Origin of the sequence: Kitasatospora sp. NPDC057198 (genome assembly GCF_042670125.1) — a bacterium.
GTDB lineage: Bacteria > Actinomycetota > Actinomycetes > Streptomycetales > Streptomycetaceae > Kitasatospora.
In genome coordinates this window covers 1-19,685 of sequence record NZ_JBHUWH010000008.1, presented here as the reverse complement: position 1 = coordinate 19,685, position 19,685 = coordinate 1, and the positions used below count along the sequence as shown (strand labels likewise).

The following is a 19,685-nucleotide window of genomic DNA, read 5'->3' as shown; positions in this document are numbered from 1 at the left end:
CCGGCCCGGCCGCATCCCCGGCGCCGTCCGGTCGTTGCACCTCGACGGCGGCCGAGCGCCCCGCCCGCCCACCACCGACCACGGAGGCCCGCCATGAGGGAACGCGTCCGCGCCGTCCTGCTCACCGACCGCGCCGGCATGCTCGTCATCCACCGCGTCCGTCCCGGCACCGACCCCTACCAGGTCCTCGTCGGCGGCGGCGTGGAGGACGGGGACGCCGGCCCGGAGGCGGCCCTGCTGCGCGAGATCCGCGAGGAGATCGCCGGCACCGCCGTCGACCTGCGCCCCTTCCACGTCTGGAGGAACGACAGGGGCGAGACCGAGCGCTTCTACACCGCCCGGGTCACCGCCTGGAACTTCGCCGCCCGGACCGGCCCCGAGTTCTCCCGGGGCGACCGCGGCGAGTACCTCCTCCAGGAAGTCCCGCTCACCGCCGACGCCATCGGGGCGCTGAACCTGATGCCCCCGCAGATCAAGGCCGCGCTGCTGGACGCCCTCGAGGACGGCAGCCTGCCCGCCGCCACCCGGTAGCGCTTCGTCGTCCGGTCGGTTGGTCGTCCGGTCGGTCGACCGGTTGGCCGTCACGCCCCGTCACCGCGTGGGGCGCCGGGTGGGCGGCGGGTGGTGGCGGGCGGGAGTGCGCGGGAGTGGAGGGGTGGGCTCCGGCGGTGTGGGGTTCCCGGTGGTCCGGATTGTTTCGGGGGGTCGGTTCCGGCGCGCGGAATGCGGTGGTCGGGATCCGGCCGGGAAAAGTCGGTTCGTTCACCAAGCGCGCTTGACCGGGACGGTCGGCTATCGCACACGTCCACTTTGCGGTTCCTTTCCCGGCCGATTTCGCAAAGCGCCGTCGCTTCGCTGACGCACCGTCAGCGTGCTGGTGCGGCGGTGGCCGTGGCGGCAGTGGGGGCCGCCGGGTGGCGTGGCGGTGACCGGCCCCGCCCGATGACCGAACGTGATCAAGTCGTGGTCCGAAGGGGTTCGCGGGGCGATCCGGGGCGGCCCGGATAATCCGCTCGGCAGCCATTGTGGGGCCGGATCGCTGGAGGTAGAGTCCCGGTTCGCCGAAGCACGGACGGGCACCTCTGGGCATTTTCTTGGAGCGGGCATGTCAAAGAACGGCGGCGTCAACAGACCTGGTTCGGACCTGCTCGACACGTTCGCGCAAACCGCGCTCCGGTGGCCCGAACGGGTCGCCATCGATTCCCCCGAGGGCACCCTCGACTACCGTCAACTCACCACTTGTGTCAGCGGGTTGGCCGCTGCGCTGGGTGACCGGCCGGGCCCCGTCGCGGTCTCCGCGGAGCACGCCCCGCGGACCGTGGTCGCCCTGCTCGGGATCCTCGCGGCGGGCGGCACGTACGTCCCGGTGGACCCGGCCTTCCCGGTGGAGCGGCAGCGCCGGATGGTGGTGGCGGCGGGCTGCACCGCCCTGGTGGGCTCGGCCGGACAGGCCGCGCTGCTCGGGCTGCCGCACGTCGAACCGGCCTGCGGGGAGGGAGAGTTGCGGGCGACCGTGGCCGCCGCCCCGGACGATCCGGCGTACCTGCTGTTCACCTCCGGTTCGACCGGGCAGCCGAAGCCGGTGCTGACGCCGCGCCGGGCGGTGTCGGCGGTGGCGGAGTCGCTGCGCGGGCTGTTCGGGGTGACGCCCGCGGACCGGGTGCTGCAGTTCGCCTCGCCGAACTGGGACACCTGCTTCGAGGAGATCCTGCCCGCACTGACCGCCGGGGCCCGGCTGGTGTTCGCCCCGGAGGCGCACTCGGGCTCGTTCCCCCGGCTGCTGCGGGCGGTGGAGCGGCGCGGCGTCACCGTGCTGGACCTGCCCACCGCGTTCTGGCACGAGCTGGTGCTGCACCTCGCCGAGGACGGCCCGGACGCCGAACTCCCGTCCTGCCTGCGGCTGGTGGTGATCGGTGGCGAGGCCGCGGACCCGGCCCGGCTGGCGGACTGGAGCCGGCTGGCGGACAGCGCCCGGATCCGGCTGCTGAACACCTACGGCTGCACCGAGACCACCCTGATCACCCATGCGGTGGACCTGCTCGGCCCCGACACCCCGGAGCCGGGCCGCCGCTGGGACTCGGCCGAGCGCGCGCCGATCGGCCGCGCCCTGCCGCACGTCGAGGAACTGGTCACCGAGGAAGGCGAGTTGCTGATCGGCGGCCCCGCCCTGGCGACCGGCTACCCCGGGCTGCCGGAGGCCACCGCCGCACGCTTCGCCGAACGGGCGGGACGGCGCTGGTTCCGCACCGGCGACCGGGTCTCCCGGGCGCCGGACGGGGTGCTGACCCACCGCGGCCGGATCGACCACGAGGTCAAGATCCGCGGCATCCGGGTCGACCCGGCCGAGGTGGAGACCGCGCTCGGCAGCCATCCCCGGGTGGGCCTGTCCGCGGTCACCGCTACCACCCTGGCCGGACGCACCGCACTGGTCGCCTACGTCGTCCCGCGCGACCGGGCCGCGGCGGACCCGCCCAGCTCCGCCGAACTCCTGCGCCACCTGCGGGAACTCCTGCCCGCGCACCTCGTCCCGAGCCGGCTGAGCGTCGTCCCGGAGCTGGCCCGCACCCCCGGCGGCAAGATCGACCGCGCCGCCTCGCACCTCCTGTACGCCAACTGACGCTCCGTCGGGCAAGGCCACCGCCCCATCCGCGCACCACCACGCGCACCCCTCGCACCGCGCACCACCACGCGCACCCTCGCACCGCGCACCACCGCACAGCGCACCACGCACCACGTACCACGCACCGCGCACCACCTCGCGCACCGCTGGCACCACGGACCACGCGCACCCCGCACCGGTCGAAGGAGACCCCGCATGAGCCTCGACACGTCCGCCGTCCCGTCCGCCGTCCCGCCCACGCCGCTGGGCGTCCCGCTGAGCGCCGATCCACTGCTCGACTCGCTGACGGCGGTGTTCCGCCGCGTCCTGGAACTGGCGGAGGTGCCCGCGGACGGCAACTTCTTCCTCCTGGGCGGGGATTCGCTGGTCGCCACCCGGGTGCTGAGCGCGGTGGCGCGCGCCCACGGCGTCGAGCTGACCTTCGAGGAGTTCCTCGCCGACCCGACCCCGGCGGGCCTCGCCGCCCGCGTCACGGCCGGCACGGCCGGCACGACCGGCACGACCGGCATGACCGGTATAACCACCACCACCGCCACCGCCACCGCCACGGCCGCCCGGTGAGCGCCGCGGCGTCCTCCCCCTCCGCCGCGCTGTCCGTTCCCGCCGGTGCGCCGCGTTCGGTGGTCGTGGTCGGGGCCGGCCCGGCCGGGCTGACGGCGGCCGTGGAGCTGGCGGAGCGGGGCGTGCGGGTGACGGTGCTGGAGGCCCGGGAGCGGGTCGGCGGGCGGACCCGGGGCATCGAGGTCGCGCCGGGGCGGTGGATCGACGCGGGCGCCGCGTACCTGGGCGACCGGCACACCGGGCTGCACGCCCTGCTGGCCGCCTGCGACCTGAAGACCGCGCCGACGGAGATGGCGGGCGCGGCCCGGTTCGCGCTGGGTGCGGACGGCGATCCGGAGGTGACCGTGGAGGGGCGTTTCCCGCCGTTGAACGCGGTGGCCCTGGGCGAACTGTTCGAGCGGCTGGAGGAGTTGGCGGCGGCCGTCCGCCCGGACGCGCCCTGGCTGTCGCCGGACGCCGGGCGGCTCGACGCGCTGACCGCCGCCGACTGGGCGGAGCGCGAACTCCTCCACCCGGACGCCAAGTTGTTCTTCCCGCTGTTCCTGGGCGAGATGATGGCGGCCGACCCGGCGAAGGTGTCCGTCCTGCACATGGCGTTCTACCTGCGGTCGGGCGGCGGCCTGCGCTACCTGAACGCCTTCGCGGGCGGCGCCCAGCAGGACCGGGTGGCGGGCGGCGCGCACCGGCTGTGCGAGCGGCTGGCCGACCGGCTGCTGGCGGCGGGCGGGGTGCTGCGCACCGCCGAACCGGTGCTGGCCGTGGAGCAGTCCGGTGAGCAGGTCACCGTCCGTACGGCGGCGGGGAGTCACCGGGCGGAGGCGGCCGTGGTGGCGGTGCCGCCGCTGCTCGCGGACGCGATCGGCTTCCGGCCCGAGCTGCCGGTGCGGCGGGCGGGGGCGCGGACCGGGCGGGGCTGTGCGGTGAAGGTGCACCTGGTGTTCCCGGAGCCGGTGTGGCGGGCGCACGGCCTGTCCGGCTGGTCGGTGAACGCGGCCGGCCCGCTGCTGTCCACGGTGGACGACACCCCGCCGGAGGGCTCGCCCGGCGTGCTGACCGGCTTCGTGACCGGCGCGGAGGCGCACCGCTACGCGGCTCTGTCGCCCGCCGAGCAGCGGGCGGCGGCGTTCGCGCAGGCCCGGCGGCTGTTCCCGATGCTGCCCGAGCCGATCGGCTTCCACCTCACCGACTGGGTCAACGAGCCGTGGAGCAGGGGCTGTTACGCGGCCCTGTTCGGCCCCGGCGACTGGTCGGTGCTCGGCCCGGCGCTGACCGCCCCGCACGGCCGGGTGCGCTTCGCCGGGACGGAGACCAGTACCGAGTTCTTCGGCCTGCTGGAGGGCGCGGTCCGCTCCGGCCACCGGGTGGCCGCCGAACTGCTCGACGGCTGACGCGGCGTCAGTTCACGGAAGTTTCCAGCCCGTTCGGACCTTTCCCCTGCCCGGCGCGCGCCCCACGAGGGCGGCCCCGGCGACGAGTCCTGCTTGGAGGGCGCCATGAGCGACCAGACCACCCCTCTCGCCCCGCTGCCCGTCCGGGAGCGGTTCGCGAGCGATCCGACCCTCGGTGCGGGCAACTTCCTCGACCGGGCGGCCGCGGCGAACCCGAACCGGGCGGTGCCGTACGCCTTCGACCACCGGCTGGACCACCGCGGGCAGGTGGTGCTGGTCGGGCACAGCCTGCTGGACCTGGTGGCGCTGCGCGACCGGTACGCGGCCTGGTACCACGCGGTGGGGGTGCGGCCGGGCGAGCCGGTGGGCGTGGTGGTGGCGGAGGGGCTGGAGCCGCTGCTGCACTTCTTCGCGCTGACCGCGCTGGGGGCCGTCCCGGCGCTGGTCAACGACGCGATGCGGCCGGACGTGATGGTGCGCTACCTGGACCGGGTCGGTGTGGTGGGGGTGGTCGCGGACGACACCACCCGGCTGGCCGCGGCGTACCGGCAGGACCCGCGGCGCCGGCCGCGGTTCCTGGCGCTGACCGCCGAGGTGCAGTCCTTCGACGCGGCCGCGGCGCCGCTGCCGGAGCGGTACCCGTACGAGCACGCGGCCGAGGACGTGGTGGCGCTGATCCACTCCTCGGGGACGACGGGCACGCCGAAGTCGACGGTCCTGGCGCACCGGCAGTTCTGGGAGGGCAAGCAGCCGCGGATGACCCGCTTTCCGGCCGAGCCGTCCGACCGGCTGATGTCGCTGATGCCGCACACCCACGCGGGCGGCTTGAGCTACTTCCTGACCGCGACGCTGCTGGGCCTGCCGACGGTGGTGATGGCCGGCTGGCGGCGCGCGGTGGTGGAGCCGGTGATGGAGGCGTTCCGGCCGACCATGGTGGCCTCCTTCCCGCGCACCTTCGTCGAGTTGGCGACCGGCGAGCTGCCGGTGAAGGGCGCGGCCAAGGTGCACTCCTGGTTCAACACCGGCGACAGCGCGCACTACGGGCACGTCCGGCGGCTGGTGCGACTGGGCGAGCGTCCGGCCGGGTTGATCAGACCGTGGCTGCTGCCACAGGAGAAGGCCGAGCAACCGGCGCTGCCCGGCTCGCAGTTCGTGGACGGGCTGGGTTCCTCCGAGATGGGCATGGCACTGTTCGGCCAGGTCACCTCGCCGGAGACGGAGCGCGCCGACCGCTGCGTGGGGAAGCCGTCCGAGGTGGTGGAGCACGCCGCCGTGCTGGACGACGAGGGCAACGAACTCCCGGACGGCACACCGGGGTTGCTGGCGGTGCGGGCGCCCTCGATCACCCCCGGGTACTGGAACGACGAGCGGCTGACGGCGAGCTTCCGGCTGTCCGGGTACTGGCTGACCGGGGACGTGGCCTACCGGGACGCCGAGGGCCGGTTCTTCCACCTGGACCGGACGGTGGACGTGATCGACACCCTGGACGGGCCGGTGTACAGCCTGCCGCTGGAGGAGGTGCTGCTCGCCGACTGCGCCGGACTGGTGCGCGACTGCTCGGTGGTGGGCGTGCCGCACCCCGGCGGCGGGCAGCGGCCGGTCGCCGTCGTCCAGCTCCAGGAGGGGGCGGAAGTCGTGGACGAGGAAGGCTTGTTGAAGGCGGCCAACGCCGAACTGTCCCGGGCCGGGCTGGCCGAGCTGGCCGCGCTGCGGGTGGCCCGCACGGACGGGGACTTCCCGCTCGGCCCGACCGGCAAGGTGCTCAAGCGGGAGCTGCGCGCCCGGCACGCCGGCCTGCTGGCCGGATCGGCCGCCTGATGGAGCGGCAGGCGCAGCCGTACCAGTACGTGCGGCGGCCGCTGGTGGAACCGGACTGGCGGCGGCTGCCGGGCTGGCGGGAGGTGACGGCCGCGCAGTGGCGGGACGCCCAGTGGCAGCGGGCGCACTGCGTGCAGGGCGAGCGGCAGCTGCGGCAGGTGTTCGGGCCGCTGCTGACCGACCGGTTCTACGACGAACTCGCGGCCGACCAGCGGGAGTTCGCGACCATGTCGGTGCTGGTGCCGCCGCAGATGCTGAACACCATGGCGGCGGGCGCCGAGTTGGCGCCGGCCGCGTTCACCGAGGCGTTCCTGGCCGATCCGGTGCGCCGCTACATGCTGCCGGTGCGCGCGGACCGGCTCGCGTCCTGGCCGAGCCATCCGCTGGCGGCCCGGGACTCGCTGCACGAGGCGCAGATGTGGGTGGTGGAGGGGCTGACCCACCGCTACCCGACCAAGGTGCTGGCCGAACTGCTGGCCACCTGCCCGCAGTACTGCGGGCACTGCACCCGGATGGACCTGGTGGGCCGCTCCACCCCGCAGGTGGCCAAGACCCGGCTGGTGCTGCGTCCGGCGGACCGCGAGGAGCAGATGCTCGACTACCTCAAGCGCACCCCGTCGGTGCGGGACGTGGTGGTCTCCGGCGGCGACCTGGCGAACGTGCCGTGGCCGCGGCTGGAGTCGTTCCTGCTGCGGCTGCTGGAGCTGGGCTCGGTGCGGGACGTCCGGCTGGCCAGCAAGGCGGTGGTCGGCCTGCCGCAGCACTGGTTGCAGCCGAAGGTGCTGGCCGGGGTGGAGCGGGTGGCCCGGCTGGCGGCCCGGCGCTCGGTCAACCTGGCGGTGCACACCCACGCCAACCACGCGGCGTCCGTCACCCCGCTGGTCGCCGAGGCGGCCCGGTCCCTGCTGGACGCGGGCGTGCGGGACGTGCGCAACCAGGGCGTACTGATGCGCGGCGTCAACGACTCCCCGGCGGCGCTGCTCGACCTGTGCTTCGCGCTCCAGGGCGAGGCGAACGTCCTGCCGTACTACTTCTACCTGTGCGACGTCGTCCCGAACGCCGAGCACTGGCGGCTGCCGCTGGCGGCGGCGCAGCGGCTGCAGGAGGCGATCCTCGGCTACCTGCCGGGCTACGCCACGCCCCGGCTGGTCGCGGACGTGCCGCACGTCGGCAAGCGCTGGGTGCACCAGGCGGTCGGCTACGACGAGGTCCGCGGCATCTCGTGGTGGACCAAGAACTACCGCACCGGGCTCGAACTGCGCGGCGGCGAGCCGCCGTTCGGCCCGGACGGGCTGGCCCGCCGGTACCCGTACGCGGACCCGGTGGACACCCTGCCGCCGGAGGGGCGGGCCTGGTGGGCCGAACGGGCCGCCGCGGGGCGGGACTTCGACGTGAGCGAGCTGGAGGAGGGCGAATGAGCGAGCAGCGGGCGCCGCTGCGCCGGATGTGCTGGATCTTCCCGGACCGGGAGTCGAGCCGTTCCGGTGCGATGTGGAAGCACTACTTCTGGGACGTGTACGCGGAGATCGCCGCCGAGCTGGGCCTGGCGTGGACGATGCACGCCCCGGAGGCGGTGACGGTGGACGGCACCGATCCGGCCCGGCCGCGGGTGTACGTGGACGGCGAGCGGGTGACGCCCGGGGACACCCTGTTCATCACGGCGCTGTACTCGCTGCCGTACCAGTCGATGGACGTGTTCAACCAGCTGGCGCTGTGCACCGTGCTGGAGCAGGCCGGGTTCTACCTGCCGTTCCCGGCCCAGGTGTCGCTGCTGGGCAACGACAAGCTGGCGACGGTGCTGTTCCTGGCGGACTCGCCGGTGCCGCCCGTCCCGTCGGTGCGGATCGGCTCCGGGCGGGACGTCTCCAAGCACCAGTACGAGGCGGCGCTGGACGGCCTGACCTTCCCGGCGATCGTGAAGCCGTCCGGCTGGTGCGGCGGCGGCGGGATCTGCCTGGCCCGCTCCCGGGAGGACGTGCGCGGCCTGGCCAGCCTGGCGCAGGGCGGCGACACCGTGTTGGTGGCGCAGCCGTACCTGGGGGACGGCACGGTCGACTACCGGGTGTACGTGGTCGACGGGCAGCCGTACGCGGCGCTGCGGCGCACCCCGGAGGCGGGGTCGCCGGTGGCCAACGCCAGCCGCGGCGGGTCGATGGAGTTCTGTCCCGTTCCGCCCGAACTGGCCGACGCCACCGCCTACTTCGCCAAGAAGCTGCCGATCCCGTTCTTCTGCGTGGACTTCCTGCACGACGGCGAGCGGTTCTGGTTCTCCGAGCTGGAGCCGGACGGGGTGATCGCCCCCGACCTGGAGGACCCCGGCCGGCCGGTGCAGCGCGCGGTCACCCGGGCCCGGTTCACCGCCTACCGGGAGGCGCACGCGGCCTTCGTCGCGGACGGGGGCGTGCGGCGATGACCTTCTCACTGACCGAGGAGCAGGCGGCGGACGGGCTGGCGGTGGCCCGCCGGACGCTCGAACTGCTGCGCGGCGTACCGGAGTTCGCCGAACGGTACGCGGCCGCGGCGCCGCCGTCCACGCTGGCGGAGCTGGCCGCGCTGCCGCCGCTGGCCAAGGACGACCTGAACACCGCGCTGGCGCACCTGGAGCCGGCCGCCGAGCACGGCGCGACCTGGCTGTTCCAGAGCGGCGGTTCGACCGGCGCGCCGAAGGTCGGCTACGCGCCGACCGGGTTCTACATGGCGAAGGTGTTCGAGCACTGGCAGCCGCTGGACCGGGAGGACGTGTTCGTCAACGCCTGGGGCGCGGGCCGGATGTGGGGCGCGCACTTCCTGGCGGCGGGCCTGGCCGACCTGTCCGGCTGCCGGGTGATCGCGCTCGGCTCGGTGGCGGCCGAGGAGTACCCGCAGTGGCTGGGCTTCCTGGCCGCCCGGAAGGTCACCGCGATCGGCGGCACCCCGAGCGTGCTGCGGCTGTGGTTCGCGCACGCCCGCGCCGCCGGGATCGAACTCCCGTCGCTGCGCAAGGTGTTGTGGCTGGGTGAGGCATGGCAGCCGCAGCTGGAGGAGGACCTGGCGGCCGTCGCGCCGAAGGCCCGCCGGCACGGCATGTTCGGCTCCACCGAGACCTGGGTGGTGGGCTCCAACTCCCCCGACTGCCCGGCCGACACCTTCCACCCGTTCCCGCACCAGCTGGTGCACGTCGGCGACGGCGGGCTGCTGGACTTCACCTCGCTCGACCCGGCCATGCTCAACCCGGTGCTGCGCTACCGCACCGGCGACGCGGGCGAGTTGGCGCCCTGCCCGTGCGGCCGGCCGGGCCCGGCGATGCGGGTGCTGGGCCGCCGCGACAGCGTGGTGCAGGTCCGCGGCCTGGGCCTGCACGTGGACGAGCTGCTGGCCCGGGTCGAACGCGAACCGGGCGTCCTCCGGGCCCAGGTGCTGATCACCGAACGGGGCGGCCGGGCGCAGGGGGTGGACGTCCTGGTGCTCGGCGAGCTGCCCGATCCGGAGCCGCTGCGGCGCGAACTGCTCGCCGGCACCTTCACCTTGAGCACCGCCTTCGTCCACGACCCGGAGCACGTGCGGGTGCGGGTGGTGGACGCGCTGGTCGGCAACGAGCGCACCGGGAAGACCGCGGGTTTCGTGGTCCGGGAGGAACCGTGAAACGAGGACTCGTGAAACTGCGCAGGCCCGAACAGCTGGGGCAGGGCTTCAACCTGTTCTGGCTCGGCAAGTCGGTCTCCAACATCGGCGACCGGGTGACGGTGTTCGTCGTCCCTACCCTGATGATCTTCGTGCTGCACGCCTCGGCGCTCCAGGTCGGCGTCGTCGCGATGGCCCAGTACCTGGGCATCCCGCTGCTCGGCCCGGTGGCGGGCGTCCTGGTCGACCGCTGGGACAAGCGGCGCACCCTGATCGCCTGCGACCTGATCCGGCTGGCGGCGGTCGCGGTGATCCCGCTCGCGTACTGGCTCGACCTGCTCTCCACGCCGCTGCTGTTCTGCTGCGTCGCCGCGGTCTCCGGCGCCACCATCTTCTTCAACGTCGGCTACCTGGTCGCCGTCCCGGCCGTCGTCGAGCAGCCGCACCTGGTGCGCGCCTACTCCCGGCTGGAGGGCAGCGGCTCGGTCGCCGAGGTCTCCGGCCCGTCGATCGCCGCCGCCCTGTACGGGGCGCTCGGCGCGGCCTCGCTGCTGGTCGACGCCGCCAGCTACCTGGTCTCGGCGGTCTGCTTCCGCTGGATGCCGCCCTGGGGGCAGCCCACCGTCGCCCGGGGCACCGTGTGGCAGCGCCTCACCCTCGGCTTCCGGCTCAACTGGCAGGACCCGGTGCTGCGCCGGGTCGTGCTGGCCGCCGTCACCCTCAACTCCGGCGGCCCGGTGTTCGTCACCGTCCTGCCGGTGCTCGCCTACCGCGGCCTGGGCGTCAGCGTCGGCGTGTACGGCGCCGCGATGTCCGCGGGCGCGGTCGGCGCGCTGCTGGGCGCGCTGGCCGCCCCGCGGATCGGCGAACGCCTCGGCATCGGACGGACCCTGGCCTGGGCGCTGCTGCTGCACTGCCTGGTCGGCCTGGGCGTCCTGGCCGCGCCCGCGCTGCCCGCCGGGCCGGTCATCGCCGTCACCATGGGCGCCTACGGCTTCTTCATGTCCTGCATCAACGTCTGCTCGGCCCCCGCCCGGCAGTCCCGGATGTCGGCCCGGCACCAGGGCGTCATGCACGCCGCCTTCCGCACCGCCACCTGGGGCGTGATCCCGCTCGCCGCCCTGGCCGGCGGCCTGGCCGTCTCGCTGCTCACCGGCCCGCTCGGCATCCTGAACGCGGCCCGCTGGACCATGGTCGGCGGCACCCTGCTGGCCGCCTGCTCCTTCCTCCCCGCCCTCGGCGTACAGCCCCGGATGGACGCCGACCTACCGAAGGCCGTCGACCTCGTCCCCGACCCGGCCGGACTCGTCGACAGCGCCAACCAGCCCGCGGAGGCCGCGAAGTGACGGAGCATCAGAGACTGCTGGTCACCGGGTGCTCCTCCGGGATCGGGTTGGCCGTCGCGGCCGCGGCGAGCCGGGCCGGCTGGGAGGTGGTCGCCACCGTCCGTGATCCGGGGCGGGCCGGGGCGTTGCGGGAGGCTGCGCCCGGGGTCGAGGTGCGGCGGCTGGACGTCACCGACGAAGGATCGGTCGCGGAGTGCTTCGCCGGGATCGACCGGCTCGACGCGCTGGTCAACAACGCCGGGGTCTCCAACTCCGATCCGACGCTGGAGATGTCCACCGCGAAGGCGCTGCGGGACAACCTGGAGGTCAACTTCTTCGGCACCGTCGCCGTCTCGCGCGCCGCGATGCCGCTGCTGCGGGCCTCCGGCGGCCGGCTGCTGACCATCGGCAGCGTGCACGGCGTGATCGGGCAGCCCTTCAACGAGGCCTACTGCGCGGCCAAGTTCGCCGTCGAGGGCTTCATGGAAGCGCTCGCCCCGGTCGCCGCCGCGCACGGCGTCCGGGTCTCGGTGCTGGTGCCGGGCTACGTCCCGGACACCCGGTTCGGCATCTTCCCGGACGTCGACCGCCGTACCGTGCAGGCCGCTTCGGGCCCGTACGCGGAGACCTTCGCCGCGTACGGGGACCGGATCGGCGCGCACTGGGCGGGTGCCGGGCAGCCCGCCGCGGAGGTCGCCGAGGCGGTGCTGCGCACGCTCGCCGAGGAGCGGCCGCCGTTCCGGATCCCCACCGGGCCGTGGGCCGCGGCCTACCTGGACGCCAAGCTCGCCGACCGCGACGGCGGCGCCGTGCAGCGGCTCGCCCGCGACTGGATCGGCCACACCCCCGTAGAAACCCCCTGACCGAGGAGCAACTCCCTTGCCCGCTCTGCCGCTTCAGGCCCTGGTCGACCACGCCCGGCGCCGCTCGCCGTTCTACGCCGAGCTGTACCGCGACGTGCCCGCCACCGTCACCTCGCTGACCCAGCTGCCCGTCATCGACCACGTCGCGTTCTGGTCGGCCAACCGCTGGCCGGACAACCGGCTGCTGACCGGCCCGCTGACCGACGCCGCGGTCTACAAGTCCGGTGGCACCACCGGCGCGCCCAAGTTCTCGCCGTGGACGCGCTCCGAACACGTCGACTCGGTCAGCGCGTTCGGCGCCGGGCTGGTCGACGCCGGGCTGAAGCCGGGGCAGAAGGTCGCCAACCTGTTCCGGGCGGGCGAGTTCTACAGCGGCTTCCTGTTCATCGAGGGCGCCCTGCACCACGCGCCGATCGACAACGTCCGGCTGCCGGTGGCCACCGCGCCCGACGAGTACGTCGCCGACCTGGTGCACTCCTTCGGCGTGGACGTGCTGGCGGGCGAGCCGATGAAGCTGTCCGCCGTCGCCGAGACGCTGCTCAAGCAGGAACGGCCCGCCCCGCAGGTCGAGTTGATCCTGTTCGGCGGCGACATCCTGTTCAACGACCTGCGCCCGCTGCTGCGTTCGGCCTTCCCGAACGCGGCGCTGTCCTCGATCGGCTACGCCTCGGTGGACGCCGGGCTGGTCGCCGGGCCGGTGCCCGCCGGGGACGACCTGCGGGTCCACCGGGCCTTCCCGAACCGGACGGTGGTCGAGCTGGTCGACGACGCCACCGGCGAGCCGATCACCGAACCCGGCGTCCCGGGCCGGGTGGTGGTCACCAACCTGTTCCGCACCCTGGTGCCGATCCTGCGCTACCCGGCGGGCGACCGCGCCGAGTGGACCGACGGGACCTGCACCACCTTCCGGCTGCTCGGCCGCTCCTCCGAGGGCGCCCGGGTCGGCATCGTCAGCATGCCCACCGAGGACGTCCGCGACGTGCTGCTCGCCCACGACCCCGGGCACCACATCACCGGCATGCAACTCGTCCAGCGCCGCTGGGAGAACCGCGACGGCCTGATCATCCGCCTCGGCCACACCGGCGACGCCGCGCCGCCCGCCGAACTCACCGAGACGCTGCGCCGCGCCGTCCTCACCGCCCGGCCCACCTACGCCGACGAGAGCGCGATCGGGGCGATCCACCCGCTGCGGGTGGAGTGGGTGCCGCGCTCGGAGCTGCTCACCAATCCGCGCACCGGCAAGCTCCGCCAGGTCGTCGACGAGCGGCCCGCGCACTGACCCGGGCCGTGCCGTACGGCCCCCCGGGTTGGCATGATGGTCCGATGAGCGACCTTCAGCGCACCGAGCCCTCCCGGGTGGCCGACGACCGGGCCTCCCTGACCGAGTTCCTCCAGTACCAGCGCGAGACGCTGGCGATGAAGTGCGCCGGCCTGAGCGCCGAACAGCTCCGGGAGCGCGCCGTGCCGCCCTCCGAGCTCTCGCTGCTCGGCCTGGTCCGCCACCTCGCCGAGGTCGAGCGCAGCTGGTTCCGCAACGTCGTCAACGGCGACGACGCCCCCGCGCACTGGCCCGGCGACGCCGCCTTCGAGGTGGACGCCGCCGACCCCGACGAAGCCTTCCGGATCTGGCACGAGGAGTCCGCCCGCTCCCGCGCCACCGTCAACGACGCCGCCTCCCTCGACACCCCGATCCACTGGCGCGAGGAGGTCTTCACCCTCCGCTACGTCGTCACCCACCTGATCGAGGAGTACGCCCGCCACAACGGCCACGCCGACCTGCTGCGCGAACGCCTCGACGGCACCACCGGGGAGTAGGCCCTACTCGGGGAGCGGCTCCGCCGCCGTCCGCCCGCCGCGGGGCGCCATCCGCGTGCCGACCGTCCAGGCGTGGCGGGTGACGGCCAGCAGGAAGCGGCCCCGGGAGGTGCGGACGGCGTGCAGGGCGGGGCCGTGGTCGACGGCGACGAACAGGGCGCCAGCGAGGGCCAGCAGCAGCCAGGACAGGTGGGCGAACGGGCGGGCGGCGGGCGCGAGTTCCGCGAAGGACTGGCGCAACCGCCGGACGTGGAACGGGATGTGGCGCCGCTCGTCGCGCAGGATCCGGTCGGTGACCTCGCGGGCCAGCGGGTCCGCGAGGCCGTCGCGCAGGCTGCGGTAGTACTCGACGGCGACCAGCTCGGCGACCATCAGCACCATCAACTCGGTGCGCAGACCCAGCAGTCGGCGTACCCGGACGAACACCCCGTCACTCCAGTGCCCGTCCAGCAGCGGGACGCCGGCCGCGCCCAGCAGTTCGGCGAGCAGCCGCGCGTGGTTGCGCTCCTCGTCGACGAACAGCCGCACCGCCGCCGCGTACGCCGCGTCCCCCGCCAGGTCGGCCTTGGCCCGCAGGTTGGCGCCGTCCCCGTCCTCCCCCACCTGGAACTTCTGCAGGCTGCGCGCCACCACCGCGGGCAGCTCGACCCCGCGCGCCCACTCCGGGTCGGCGATCCACTCCCGGCGCGCCTTCTCCGCCTCGAACTCCGCCACCCACTGCTCGAATCCGCTTCCGGGCATGGCTCCGCCCCCGCTCTCGTACGTGGTGCCGCGCCCGCCGCACCGACGGCGTGCGGGCGTACCAGGAGGAACGCCACGGTCCGGTGGCGCCCGACCGGTACGCTACCGCACCACTGAACGCGTTCAAATAGCCGGGGCTGAACACGTTCAAACAGGACCTGCCGGCCCCGGTCAGTACACGTCGCGGACGTAGCGCTTCTCGGCGGCCAGGGACTTGACGTAGGCGGCGGCGTCCTCGGGGGTGAGGTTGCCGTGGGCGGTGGCGATGTCGTGCAGGGCGCGGTCGACGTCCTTGGCCATCCGGGAGGCGTCGCCGCAGACGTAGAAGTGGGCGCCGTCCTGGAGCCAGGACCACAGGTGGTGGCCGTGTTCGCGCATCCGGTCCTGGACGTAGACCTTGGCGCGCTGGTCGCGGGAGAAGGCGGTGTCGAGGCGGGTGAGGGTGCCGTCGGCGAGGTGGGCGGTGAGTTCCTCCCGGTAGTAGAAGTCGGTGGCCCGGTGCTGCTCGCCGAAGAACAGCCAGTTGGGGGCGCGGTGGCCGCGGGCGCGGCGGTCCTCCAGGAAGCCGAGGAAGGGGGCGACGCCGGTGCCGGGGCCGACCATGATCATGGGGGTGGCGGGGTCGGCGGGCGGGCGGAAGTGCGGGGAGCGCTGGAGGTGGACGGGGACGGCGGCGCCGGGGTCGGCGTCGGCGAGGTGGGTGGAGCAGACACCGCCGCGCGGCTGGCCCTTGAGGCTGTCCCAGCGGACCACGGAGACGGTGAGCGAGACCAGCCGCGGGTCGGTGAGCGGGCTGGAGCAGATCGAGTACTGGCGGGGCTGGAGCTTGCCGAACACGTCGGCCCAGTCCTGGGCGCCGGCGCGGACGCCGAACTCGGCGGCCACGTCGACGGCTTGGCGGCCCCACGTCCAGCGGGCCAGCGCGTCGGTGTTGTCGGCGCGCAGCAGGGCGCGCAGCTCGCGTTCGTCGCGGGTGCGTTCGGCGGTGAAGCGGAGCAGTTTGGGGCTGACCCTGGTGATGTCGAGGTGGTGGGCGAGGGCTTCGCGCAGCGGCAGTTCGCCGGGGCCGGGGAGGGTGACGGCGCTGTCGCCGGGCAGGCCGGTGACGGCGAGCCATTCGTCCACCAGGGCGGGCGAGTTGACGGGGTGGACGGCGAGCGCGTCGCCGACGGCGTAGTCGAGCGGGAGGCCGAGGTCGCCGGTGTCGAAGGTGAAGCGGCGCACCTCCTTGCCCGAACCGGGACCGGAGAGCAGCCGGTTGCCGACCAGCCGGGCCGGGGTGGTGGCGCGGCGCGCGCTGGTGGCGGGGGCGGCGGCCGGGGGCGGCGGGGGCGTGCCGGGCCGGCCGAGGGCGGCCAGGACGCCGTCCAGCCAGCTGTCGGCGGTGTTCTCGTAGTCGGGTTCGCAGTCGGCGCGGGGGGCGAGGCGGTGGGCGCCGAGTTCGGCGAGCCGGGTGTCGAGCCGGCGGCCGTGGCCGCAGAAGTCCTGGTAGTGGGAGTCGCCGAAGGCGAGGACGGCGTAGCGGCGGCCGTCGAGGCGGGTGGTGCCGTCGGCGCTGAGGGCGTCCCAGAAGCCGGCGCCGTTGTCGGGGGCGTCGCCGTCGCCGTAGGTGGAGGTGATCAGCAGCAGGTCGGCGTCACCGGGGAGGGCGGCCGGGTCGGTGTCGGCCATCGCGCGCAGGGCGGCGGGGTGGCCGCCGGCGGTGAGCCGGGCGACGGCGGCGGCGGCGTACTCCTCGGCGGTGCCGGTCTGCGAGGCCCACAGGACCAGGAGTTGGCGGGTGGGGCCGGCGGCGGCCGGGGCGGGCTCGGTGGCGCGCGAGTAGAGGCCGGCCAGGGCGCCGTTGACCCACTGGGCGTGCCCGGGGTCGAACGGGGCGTCGGCGGGGAGCACGGGCACGCCGGGCAGGCCGGTCGGGATGGCGGCCAGGAACCCGGCCAGGTACCGGCGTTCGCCCTCGGAGAGGACCGGCGGGGGCGCGGTGTCCAGCCCGAACACCGAGGCGGTGGTGGGGGTGGCGGCCGCGGTGGGCACCGGCGAGGGCGTCGGTACCTTGGTCAACGAGACGGCGCAGTACTTGAGTTCGGGTTGGAAGGAGAGCGGGTCGACGGCGTCGGAGGTGACGGCGTTGACCGACAGGTACTCGCCGAACAGGTCGTTCCAGTGGAACGGCGCGAAGCAACTCCCCTTCTGCACCCGGTCGGTGACCTTGGCGGGCAGCACGGCCCAGCCGCGCCGGGAGGAGACCTCGACGCTCTCGCCCTCGCCGACGCCGAGCGCGGCGGCGTCCTCGGGGTGGATCTCGACGAACGGCAACGGGTCCAGCTTGGCCAGCTTGGCGACCTTGGCGGTCTTGGTGAGGGTGTGCCACTGGTGCGGGAGGCGGCCGGTGTTCAGCACGAACGGGTAGTCGTCGTCCGGGAGTTCGGCCGGGTCGAGGTGCGGTCGGGGGTGGAAGGCGGCCCGGCCGCTGGGGGTGGGGAAGTGCGGGGTGCCGTCGGGCAGCAGGTAGCGGATCGGGTTGCGGTCGGGGCCGTCCGGGTCGGCGGCGGGCCACTGCACGGGGGTGTCGCGCAGCCGGGGGTAGGAGGCGCCGCGCAGGTCCCAGCCGGTGGCGGGGTTGTACGCCTGCTTGAGTTCCTCGAAGACCTGCTCGGCGTCGGTGAATTCGAAGCCCTCCGGGTAGCCCATGGCGCGGGCGACCTCGGCGATGATCCGCCAGTCGGGTAGGGCCTCGCCGGGGGCGTCGGCGGCGGGGCGGGCCAGCGTGAGGTTGCGTTCGCTGTTGATCAGCACGCCCTCGGTCTCGGTCCACAGCGCGGCGGGGAGCACGACGTCGGCGTAGGCGTTGGTCTCGGTGTCGGTGAACACGTCCTGGGTGATGACGAGTTCGGCCTTCTCCAGGCCGGCTATGACGGTGCGCCGGTTGCCGACCGAGGCGACCGGGTTGGTGCAGATGATCCAGCACGCCTTGATCTCGCCGTCGGCCAGTTTCTCGAACATCTCGACGGTGCCCTTGCCGACGCCGTCGGCGCGCAGCGTGCCGGGCGGCAGGTTCCACAGCCGCTCGGTGAACTCCCGGTCGGCGGGGGCGAGGACGGAGCGCTGGCCGGGCAGGCCGGGGCCCATGTAGCCCATCTCGCGGCCGCCCATCGCGTTGGGCTGGCCGGTCAGCGAGAACGGGCCGCTGCCGGGGCGGCAGATGGTGCCGGTGGCCAGGTGCAGGTTGACCAGGGCGTTGGTGTTCCAGGTGCCGTGGGTGGACTGGTTCAGCCCCATCGTCCACAGGCTGGTGAACTCCCCCGCCTCGCCGATGAGTTCGGCGGCCCGGCGGATGTCGGCCTCGGCCAGGCCGGTGAGTTCGGCGACCTTGTGCGGCGGGTAGTCGGCGAGGAACTCCGGCATCGCCGCCCAGCCCTCGGTGTGCCGCTCGATGAACGCCTCGTCGAGGTGCCCGTTCGCGTGCAGCAGGTGCAGCAGGCCGTTCAGCAGCGCCAGGTCGGTGCCGGGCCTCAGCTGGAGGAACAGGTCGGCCTTGGCGGCGGTGGCGGTGCGCCGGGGGTCGACGACGATCAGCTTGGCGCCCGCCTTGACCCGGTCCATCATCCGCAGGAACAGGATCGGGTGGCAGTCGGCCGCGTTCGAGCCGATCACCAGGAACACGTCCGCCAGGTCGAGGTCCCGGTAGGAGCCGGGCGGGCCGTCCGCACCCAGCGACAGCTTGTAGCCCGTCCCGGCGCTGGCCATGCACAGCCGGGAGTTCGATTCGATCCGGTTGGTGCGCAGGTACCCCTTGGCGAGCTTGTTGGCCAGGTACTGGGCCTCCAGGCTCATCTGCCCGGAGACGTACAGCGCGACGGCGTCCGGGCCGTGCTCGTCCACGATCGCCCGCAGCCGGCGGCCGGTGGCGGCGATCGCCTCGGCGACCGGCGTCGGCACCGGGTCCTCGCCCCGGGCGGGGCGCACCAGGGCGGTGGTGAGCCGGCCGGGCGCGGCCAGCATGTCGGCGGTGGTCGCGCCCTTGGTGCACAGCCGGCCGCGGTTGGCCGGGTGGTCCGGGTCCCCGGAGACCTTCCGCACGGTGCGGCGGCCGTCCGGGCCGGTGCCGACGTCCAGGAGCAGGCCGCAGCCCACCCCGCAGTAGGAGCAGACCGACCTGACCTGTTCGGTCCCCGGTCGCTGCGGCTTCGCTGCGTCCTGCGCCACCTGTCCGGCCACGGGAGCCCTTCCGTTCGACCTGCACCTGCCTGTGGCGACTGTAGGAAGGGCGCATTTCGCGACTGTCTCCGCGGCGGACGGTCGGCGGTTACGCCGCCCGCACAGCGCGGGGGCACCCCCGGTGAGGGGCGTCCCCCCGTCGCAGTTCCCGGGCTCAGCCGCCGTGCGGCACGCCCGAGGCGCTGTGCGGCACGCCCGCGACCAGCACGCTCTGGCCCCGGAACTCGGCGACCACCGTGCCCGCCGCCGTCCGCACCGTGACGTCGTAGACGCCCTGCCGGCCCGCCATGGTGCGTTCCACGGCCTCCGCCACCAGCTCGTCGCCGAGCTGCGCCGGGGCCAGGAAGGCGATCTGCGCGCCCTGGGCCAGCGCGACCGGCCCGTAGCTGTTGCAGGCGTACGAGAACGCGGCGTCGGCGAGCAGGAACACGTACCCGCCGTGCCCGATCCCGTGCGCGTTGGCCATCTCCTCGGTGACCTTCATCCGCGCCACCGCGCGGCCTCCGGACACCTCCTCGAGCACGATGCCCGCACCACTGGCGGCCCGATCGCGTTCGAACATTGCGTCGATCCTGGAACGTCCCATTCCCGGCTCCCCCCGGTGAGCTGCGCGTTCGGCGAAGCAGCATTAGACCGAGGCTGCTGACAGCCTGTCAACGCCACCGCGCCGCGACCGCCCGCTCCTTCCCCGCCCCTTCCCGTCCCGTTCGCCCGCCGTTCCGGCCCGGCCCACGGC

General features: G+C 74.3%; 15 protein-coding genes. 12 read left to right on the top strand and 3 right to left on the bottom strand.

Features of this window, described 5'->3' with window-relative positions; translation table 11 throughout:
- Positions 1-93 precede the first annotated feature (93 nt).
- From ACFUEL_RS01995 to ACFUEL_RS01940, 12 genes are all read left to right on the top strand, one after another.
- Complete coding sequence (locus ACFUEL_RS01995; protein ID WP_380233958.1) at positions 94-531, top strand: NUDIX domain-containing protein; 438 nt, start codon at positions 94-96, stop codon at positions 529-531.
- Between the two features lie 574 nt (positions 532-1,105).
- On the top strand, positions 1,106-2,617 hold the full coding sequence (locus ACFUEL_RS01990) for an amino acid adenylation domain-containing protein (RefSeq protein ID WP_380233956.1): 1,512 nt from the start codon (positions 1,106-1,108) through the stop codon (positions 2,615-2,617).
- Positions 2,618-2,815: 198 nt separating this feature from the next.
- A complete protein-coding gene (locus ACFUEL_RS01985) occupies positions 2,816-3,181 on the top strand; it encodes an acyl carrier protein (protein ID WP_380233955.1) in 366 nt (121 codons plus the stop codon).
- On the top strand, positions 3,178-4,569 hold the full coding sequence (locus ACFUEL_RS01980) for a flavin monoamine oxidase family protein (protein WP_380233954.1): 1,392 nt from the start codon (positions 3,178-3,180) through the stop codon (positions 4,567-4,569). Before ACFUEL_RS01985 ends, ACFUEL_RS01980 begins: the two co-directional genes overlap by 4 nt.
- Positions 4,570-4,674: 105 nt before the next feature.
- The gene (locus ACFUEL_RS01975) at positions 4,675-6,387 is read left to right on the top strand and encodes a class I adenylate-forming enzyme family protein (protein WP_380233953.1); all 1,713 of its coding nucleotides are present in this window, start codon (positions 4,675-4,677) and stop codon (positions 6,385-6,387) included.
- Positions 6,387-7,805: a KamA family radical SAM protein gene (locus ACFUEL_RS01970; protein WP_380233952.1), complete on the top strand. Its 1,419-nt coding sequence runs from the start codon at positions 6,387-6,389 to the stop codon at positions 7,803-7,805. The genes ACFUEL_RS01975 and ACFUEL_RS01970 overlap by 1 nt, the downstream gene beginning before the upstream one ends.
- Positions 7,802-8,800 (top strand): RimK family alpha-L-glutamate ligase, encoded by a 999-nt coding sequence (locus ACFUEL_RS01965; protein ID WP_380233951.1) that lies wholly within the window; start codon positions 7,802-7,804, stop codon positions 8,798-8,800. Before ACFUEL_RS01970 ends, ACFUEL_RS01965 begins: the two co-directional genes overlap by 4 nt.
- Complete coding sequence (locus tag ACFUEL_RS01960; RefSeq protein ID WP_380233950.1) at positions 8,797-10,008, top strand: AMP-binding protein; 1,212 nt, start codon at positions 8,797-8,799, stop codon at positions 10,006-10,008. Before ACFUEL_RS01965 ends, ACFUEL_RS01960 begins: the two co-directional genes overlap by 4 nt.
- A gap of 11 nt (positions 10,009-10,019) precedes the next feature.
- A complete protein-coding gene (locus ACFUEL_RS01955; protein WP_380233949.1) occupies positions 10,020-11,333 on the top strand; it encodes an MFS transporter in 1,314 nt (437 codons plus the stop codon).
- On the top strand, positions 11,330-12,175 hold the full coding sequence (locus ACFUEL_RS01950) for an SDR family NAD(P)-dependent oxidoreductase (protein ID WP_380233948.1): 846 nt from the start codon (positions 11,330-11,332) through the stop codon (positions 12,173-12,175). Before ACFUEL_RS01955 ends, ACFUEL_RS01950 begins: the two co-directional genes overlap by 4 nt.
- Before the next feature lie 16 nt (positions 12,176-12,191).
- Positions 12,192-13,454, top strand: coding sequence for a phenylacetate--CoA ligase family protein (locus ACFUEL_RS01945; protein ID WP_380233947.1), 1,263 nt, complete (start codon positions 12,192-12,194; stop codon positions 13,452-13,454).
- A gap of 44 nt (positions 13,455-13,498) precedes the next feature.
- Positions 13,499-13,990 carry a DinB family protein gene (locus tag ACFUEL_RS01940; RefSeq protein WP_380233946.1) on the top strand — a complete coding sequence of 164 codons (492 nt, stop codon included), beginning with the start codon at positions 13,499-13,501 and terminating at the stop codon, positions 13,988-13,990.
- Between the two features lie 3 nt (positions 13,991-13,993).
- Here the strand turns inward: ACFUEL_RS01940 and ACFUEL_RS01935 are convergent, their stop codons facing one another.
- The 3 genes from ACFUEL_RS01935 to paaI form a co-directional block, all read right to left on the bottom strand.
- The gene (locus ACFUEL_RS01935) at positions 13,994-14,731 is read right to left on the bottom strand and encodes a ferritin-like domain-containing protein (RefSeq protein ID WP_380233945.1); all 738 of its coding nucleotides are present in this window, start codon (positions 14,729-14,731) and stop codon (positions 13,994-13,996) included.
- Positions 14,732-14,902: 171 nt separating this feature from the next.
- Positions 14,903-18,949, bottom strand: a complete 4,047-nt coding sequence (locus ACFUEL_RS01930; RefSeq protein WP_380233944.1) for a molybdopterin-dependent oxidoreductase — start codon at positions 18,947-18,949, stop codon at positions 14,903-14,905.
- 154 nt (positions 18,950-19,103) lie between these two features.
- Positions 19,104-19,511 (bottom strand): hydroxyphenylacetyl-CoA thioesterase PaaI, encoded by a 408-nt coding sequence (gene paaI / locus ACFUEL_RS01925; protein ID WP_380233942.1) that lies wholly within the window; start codon positions 19,509-19,511, stop codon positions 19,104-19,106.
- Positions 19,512-19,685: the final 174 nt, after the last annotated feature.